Here is a 1,302-nt window from a genome sequence, read left to right as displayed (position 1 = left end):
TGAAGTGACCCCTGTCAAGTAGACAGGAATAAAAAAGCACACTTATGCAGCCTGAGTCCTATATTCATAAGGACTCAGGTTATTTAATTTCTTTTGGAAACGTTGGTGGTTATAAAAACGAATGTATTTGTGTACGGCATCCTTGACCTCTCTGGCTTTGCGAAAAGAGTGCAGATTAAAACACTCTGCCTTGAAATGGCTGAAGAAGTTCTCCATGCTGGCATTGTCTAAACAGTTTCCTTTTCTGGACATACTGGCTTTTATATTGTATCTTTTAAGTAAGTTGTTGTATTGACGGGATGTATACTGGAATCCTTGATCACTATGCAGGAGGAGTCCATTTACATTCCGTTTTTTTATGGCCTTTTTTAGCGTATCAAGCACCAGTTTGTTGTCATTTCTGGGACTAATGTGGTAGGCAACAATTTCATGATTGTATAGGTCTTTAATGGCAGATAAATAAAGCTTTTGCCCATTAAAAATCAAATATGTAATATCTGTCACCCACTTCTCGTTTGGTTTTGACGCGTGAAATTCCCTGTTTAGATGATTGTCCGAAATGACATAAGGCTCTTTCTTCCCATAATAAGGCCGTTTCTTCCGAATCACCGCACGAATTCCCATCTCTTTCATCAACCTTTGTACGCGTTTATGGTTGATATCCAGTTTGTATTTTCTCTTAAGCCAGACTTTGACTCTCCGATACCCATAGATTCCTTTCAGTTTTTTATGGCACTCCTCGATTTTTTTCTTTAACTGCTCGTCTTCTAACTGCTTTTGAGAAGGGTATTTCTGCCGTTTTACCCAATTGTAATATCCACTTCGGGACACGCCTGCAATCTTACATAATTCTTGAATAGAAATGAGGTTGCCAGCCATTTCATGAATGATGGTGAACTTCTTATGAGTTGGTACGGATTCCATTCCCCCTTTCACATTATTAAGAGCTTTTTTAGCATCTCTACTTCCGCTTCAAGACGCTTGATTTTCGTTTCAGGATCTTCTGGACGAGTTCTCGGTCTCCCTTTTCCCGGACCTTTTGCCTTCCCGCGTTTTTCCTCCAGACCTTTCATTCCTTCTTTGTCATAGTGTTCTACCCATCGACGTACCATGGAATGATCAATCCCTAACTCTTTAGCCACCGATTTGTAGCCCATGCCCGCTTTTTTATATAGATCCACAGCTTTCTTTTTAAACTTTACATCATATGTTTTTCGTATTTTCCCCATAGAAAAAATCCCCTCCATAGTAGACAGATTAATGTGCTTTCTTTTTTCTGTCTACTATAAGGGGATCATATCA

Annotated in this window: 2 protein-coding genes; both read right to left on the bottom strand. The window is 39.3% G+C overall.

All coding sequences use genetic code 11. From position 1 onward, the window contains the following. Nucleotides 1–42 precede the first annotated feature (42 nt). Nucleotides 43–924: an IS3 family transposase gene (locus tag EDD68_RS15115; RefSeq protein ID WP_132373329.1), complete on the bottom strand. Its 882-nt coding sequence runs from the start codon at nt 922–924 to the stop codon at nt 43–45. Between the two features lie 8 nt (nt 925–932). Further along, nucleotides 933–1,229: a transposase gene (locus EDD68_RS15110; protein WP_132373327.1), complete on the bottom strand. Its 297-nt coding sequence runs from the start codon at nt 1,227–1,229 to the stop codon at nt 933–935. Nucleotides 1,230–1,302: the final 73 nt, after the last annotated feature.

The organism is Melghiribacillus thermohalophilus, assembly GCF_004342905.1.
GTDB classification, from domain to species: Bacteria; Bacillota; Bacilli; order Bacillales; family Alkalibacillaceae; genus Melghiribacillus; species Melghiribacillus thermohalophilus.
This window is presented reverse-complemented; position numbering and strand designations above follow the sequence as displayed.

Coding starts and splice junctions, on each gene's coding strand:
- EDD68_RS15115 (WP_132373329.1), bottom strand. CDS start 924: ATGGAATCCGTACCAACTCATAAGAAGTTCACCATCATTCATGAAATG.
- EDD68_RS15110 (WP_132373327.1), bottom strand. CDS start 1,229: ATGGGGAAAATACGAAAAACATATGATGTAAAGTTTAAAAAGAAAGCT.